Genomic DNA, 5,000 nt, shown 5'->3' on the forward strand with positions numbered 1-5,000 from the left:
TCTCTCAGGAGTATTTAGCCTTACCGGATGGTCCCGGTGGATTCATACAGGATTACTCGTGTCCCGCACTACTCAGGGTACCACTATCTTAAATTCGTTTACTTTTACGGGACTATCACCCTCTATGGTTTGTCTTTCCAAACAATTCTAATTCACTTATCTTCGAATATCGTGGCCCTACAACCCCTATTTTGCCGTAACAAAATAGGTTTGGGCTAATCCGCGTTCGCTCGCCACTACTAACGGAATCACTATTGTTTTCTCTTCCTCCGGTTACTTAGATGTTTCAGTTCACCGGGTTTACTCCTATTGCTAGGTGACATGTCTTCAACATGCCGGGTTGCCCCATTCGGAAATCTACGGATTAAAAGGTATGTGCCCCTCCCCGTAGCTTATCGCAGCTTATCACGTCCTTCGTCGTCTCTGAGAGCCTAGGCATCCGCCATACGCCCTTACTTAACTTATTGTACTTTTTGCTACAGTGTGTTGCCACACTATAATGAACTCTTTTATATTTTTATAAAAAAATTATTTAATTAGATATTACTCTAATCGTTCTCTATCTATTTGATTCTTACGATATCATTTTACCAATATGTCAATGAACTTGAGGCGAATCGCCACTGATAATTAAATCAGCAACAACATTAAGCCGTTGTGGAGAATATCGGAGTCGAACCGATGACCTCTTGCGTGCAAGGCAAGCGCTCTAGCCAGCTGAGCTAATCCCCCATTATGAAATTCAGAATAAATTCTAAATTATGAATGTAGAATCCTCTTACTTCCAGAATTTCCTTAGTATTTTTGCTTTTTTGTAGTCCCGGGCAGACTCGAACTGCCGACCTCTACATTATCAGTGTAGCGCTCTAACCAGCTGAGCTACGAGACTATAATAGCTTAAATACTTTTTATTTTAAAATTAACAGCAAAGAGTAAAAATGACCTTTTTTTGTAACTCACCATCTTTCTCTAGAAAGGAGGTGTTCCAGCCGCACCTTCCGGTACGGCTACCTTGTTACGACTTAGCCCTAGTTACCAGTTTTACCCTAGGCGGCTCCTCACGGTGACCGACTTCAGGCACTCCCAGCTTCCATGGCTTGACGGGCGGTGTGTACAAGGCCCGGGAACGTATTCACCGGATCATGGCTGATATCCGATTACTAGCGATTCCAGCTTCACGGAGTCGAGTTGCAGACTCCGATCCGAACTGTGATATGGTTTATAGATTCGCTCTCTGTTGCCAGATGGCTGCTCATTGTCCATACCATTGTAGCACGTGTGTGGCCCAGGACGTAAGGGCCGTGATGATTTGACGTCATCCCCACCTTCCTCACTACTTGCGTAGGCAGTCTCGTTAGAGTCCCCATCATAACATGCTGGCAACTAACGACAGGGGTTGCGCTCGTTATAGGACTTAACCTGACACCTCACGGCACGAGCTGACGACAACCATGCAGCACCTTGTAATCTGTCCGAAGAAAACTCTATCTCTAAAGCTGTCAGACTACATTTAAGCCCTGGTAAGGTTCCTCGCGTATCATCGAATTAAACCACATGCTCCACCGCTTGTGCGGGCCCCCGTCAATTCCTTTGAGTTTCAGTCTTGCGACCGTACTCCCCAGGTGGGATACTTATCACTTTCGCTTAGTCACTGAGCATACACCCAACAACTAGTATCCATCGTTTACGGCGTGGACTACCAGGGTATCTAATCCTGTTCGCTCCCCACGCTTTCGTCCCTCAGCGTCAGTACATACGTAGTAGACTGCCTTCGCAATCGGTATTCTGTGTAATATCTATGCATTTCACCGCTACACTACACATTCTATCTACTTCCATATGACTCAAGTCAACCAGTATCAAAGGCAGTTCCATAGTTGAGCTATGGGATTTCACCTCTGACTTAATTGACCGCCTGCGGACCCTTTAAACCCAATGATTCCGGATAACGCTCGGACCCTCCGTATTACCGCGGCTGCTGGCACGGAGTTAGCCGGTCCTTATTCTTACAGTACCGTCAAGCTGGTATACATACCAGTGTTTCTTCCTGTATAAAAGAAGTTTACAACCCATAGGGCAGTCATCCTTCACGCGGCATGGCTGGGTCAGAGTTGCCTCCATTGCCCAATATTCCTCACTGCTGCCTCCCGTAGGAGTCTGGTCCGTGTCTCAGTACCAGTGTGGGGGATCTCCCTCTCAGGACCCCTACCTATCAAAGTCATGGTAAGCCGTTACCTTACCATCTAACTAATAGGACGCATAGCCATCTTTTACCAATAAATCTTTAATTAAAACTTGATGCCAAGTCTCAATACTATGGAGCATTAATCTTCATTTCTAAAGGCTATTCTCCAGTAAAAGGTAGGTTCTATACGCGTTACGCACCCGTGCGCCGGTCGTCATCTGTGCAAGCACAATGTTACCCCTCGACTTGCATGTGTTAAGCCTGCCGCTAGCGTTCATCCTGAGCCAGGATCAAACTCTTCATTGTATATTTTAAATATTTTAATGAATAAGTTTCAAAAGAATTTGTTTAAATAAATCTAAACATGGTTATTCTACTCTTTAATTACGCTGTCAATTTCAATATTTTCAATGAACTTTGTTTCAATCTTAATTAACAACTTAAAGTTGTTAATCGGTTAAAACTTTGTAGAAATGTTAGACTCGAACTAACTGACTTTTTTAATAGTCATTCCAAATTTTCTTTGATCGTTTTCGCTGTATTTCTTAGCGGCTGCAAACATACAAACTATTTCTAATCTGACAATAAAAAATTAAACTTTTTTTATTTCTTTATTTTCAACGCTAAAGTTAAATCTTAATCACCTTCTGATGAATGTTTTTTAAGATTTAAAAGCAAACTATAAATGAACGAAACTAACAAACTAATATTGCTGTTAGCGGGTGCAAACTTACAACTCCTTTTTAATCTAACAGCTATCTTTTAACCTTTATTTTAATTTAATTTTGCATATAGTTTTAATGTACTCTTTTTAAGTATTTTATATAATCCTTTTTTGATGCTTATTTTATGTTTTATTTACGTCAATCTGGGGTTGAGAATAATTATTCCTATTTATACTTATAAAAAGGAGTACTCTTATTGAAAGTTAGCACATGCTTTTTCTTTTTGTTTTTTTTTAAAAATAAAGGTTAATGTGGCTGAGAATTGGTTATGTTAGAGATTTAAACATGTATAATCTTTTGTTTTTAGGTCGAGAGAGGATTGATTTATGTTGTTTTTTAAGTGAGCTATTTGTTTTAACAGATAGAAAACATAGATATTTTAATCCTTTATTTTTTTTATGCCAGTTGATTTTTTTTTGTCAAATTATTTTTGAAGTGTATTTAAATAAGCAAAAAAATCCTATTTTTTGTATTAAACTTATTCTCCTTAATTATTTTTGAAAAAAAAAGAACTAAAGTCTATTTAATAACAGATATTAATAAAAGAAAAATAGCACAAAAAAATATTTAATAAGCCTAAACTGTATTGTATTATTTTCATCTAAGAACTACCAAGGTATAACTGATAAAATTTTCACATTCTATTATAATACGTAGTTTGTCGTTCAACTTTTTGGAGGAAATCAAATAAAAAATGTTAAGTTTCATATACTAAAGGGTATAAAATCATTGCAATATTTAAAAGAATGACTTCAGCAAGGTTAATACTCATTTTTTAAGAGTAACTCATAAGTATTTATGACATTTTTTTAATCATACAACTTTTGTTATATTATTCCTGGAGGAATAATCATACAAAAAACTGTTCCTTTAATTAAACTTGCAAAATGTAATAAAAATCTAAGATAAGTTTGGATTAAAAGGGATCAACACAAAAAGTTGTGGAGTAAACTAAAAAGGAAGAACTTTGACTTTAAAATTATTTCTATTTTGGATACTTCAATTGAGCTTGTTAAATTATTACTACCAGAAATACTTGTTAACTATTTTAAATTTACCAAACACGAAGTTAAAAATGAAAAACTCCATTCCTATTTCACTGAGTTAAACACAATTCCAGAAGAATTTAAAACACTTAAATTAAGCTCTAAAGGATTTTTTCCAGAAGCCACTATTCAAGATTTTCCTATTCGAGGTAAAAACGTTTTTCTACATGTTATTAGAAGGCGTTGGATTGATGATAATTCTAAAAAATTAGTGATAAGAGATTGGCAGTTAGTAGCAAAAGGCACTAGAATTACTAGTGAATTTGCTGCTTTTTTAAAACAAATCAGTCTGTAATAATGCTACAAGTACATCTGTTGTAGCAACCTTTTACGGAGTAAGCCTTAGAAACTTACTGAGACAATACAAAAATTATTTAAGTGATTTTAAGCAATGGAACCAGCTAGAAACAACTCCTTAAAATATGTTCCTGAACTACTACCAAATAGAGATACTCTAAAACAATTATTAGCTAGAAGTAGATACCTATTGTATAAATCTAGTAACAAATGGACTAACTCCCAACAAGAAAGAGCTGAAATACTTTTTAAAACTTATCCAGATATAGAAAAGGCATACAATTTATGTCAAAACTTATCCTGGATTTACAATCAAACAAAAGATAAAACTGTTGCCTTAACTAGACTTGCTAAATGGGATGAAAATGTAAGACAAGCGAAGTTTAAAAGCTTTAATAGCATTGCTAGAACAATGTCTATACATTATCAGAATATACTCAACTATTTTGACAATAGAAGTACAAATGCTTCTGCAGAATCGTTTAATACTAAAATAAAAGCATTTAGAGCACAATTTAGAGGTGTTAGAAACATCAAATTTTTCCTTTTTAGACTCTCAAATATTTATGCCTAATTTCTAAATCCCACAACTTTTGGACTTGCCCCGTTAAAAGCTTTAGTAGCATTGATAGACCATCTATACTATTTAAAAAAATAAAGATTCCCGCAAGGCTAGTGCTCGTTTGTAACGAGTACCGTCACAGATAATTGGTTTTCATACAGTTTGCCATTCTACTTTGAGTTTAG

General features: G+C 36.3%; 2 protein-coding genes, 2 tRNA genes and 2 rRNA genes (1 of these 6 cut by a window edge). 2 read left to right on the forward strand and 4 right to left on the reverse strand.

Features of this window, described 5'->3' with window-relative positions; genetic code table 11:
- From KV700_RS05950 to KV700_RS05965, 4 genes are all read right to left on the reverse strand, one after another.
- A 23S ribosomal RNA gene (locus tag KV700_RS05950) occupies positions 1-467 on the reverse strand (it extends 2,417 nt beyond the left edge of the window).
- Between the two features lie 191 nt (positions 468-658).
- A tRNA-Ala gene (locus KV700_RS05955) sits at positions 659-732 on the reverse strand.
- 83 nt (positions 733-815) lie between these two features.
- A tRNA-Ile gene (locus tag KV700_RS05960) sits at positions 816-889 on the reverse strand.
- A gap of 84 nt (positions 890-973) precedes the next feature.
- Positions 974-2,491: ribosomal RNA gene (locus tag KV700_RS05965) — 16S ribosomal RNA — on the reverse strand.
- The 16S and 23S rRNA genes sit together here with 2 tRNA genes alongside, the layout of an rRNA operon.
- Positions 2,492-3,900: 1,409 nt before the next feature.
- On the opposite strand from KV700_RS05965, the gene KV700_RS05970 reads away from it, so the two are divergent.
- Together KV700_RS05970 and KV700_RS05975 are read left to right on the forward strand one after the other, a co-directional pair.
- Positions 3,901-4,251 carry a transposase gene (locus tag KV700_RS05970; protein ID WP_218599505.1) on the forward strand — a complete coding sequence of 117 codons (351 nt, stop codon included), beginning with the start codon at positions 3,901-3,903 and terminating at the stop codon, positions 4,249-4,251.
- 96 nt (positions 4,252-4,347) lie between these two features.
- A complete protein-coding gene (locus tag KV700_RS05975; RefSeq protein WP_254712984.1) occupies positions 4,348-4,827 on the forward strand; it encodes a transposase in 480 nt (159 codons plus the stop codon).
- The last annotated feature ends 173 nt before the right edge of the window (positions 4,828-5,000 follow it).

It is taken from the genome of Polaribacter sp. NJDZ03, assembly GCF_019263805.1.
Classification (GTDB): domain Bacteria; phylum Bacteroidota; class Bacteroidia; order Flavobacteriales; family Flavobacteriaceae; genus Polaribacter.

Coding starts and splice junctions, on each gene's coding strand:
- KV700_RS05975 (WP_254712984.1), top strand. CDS start 4,348: ATGGAACCAGCTAGAAACAACTCCTTAAAATATGTTCCTGAACTACTA.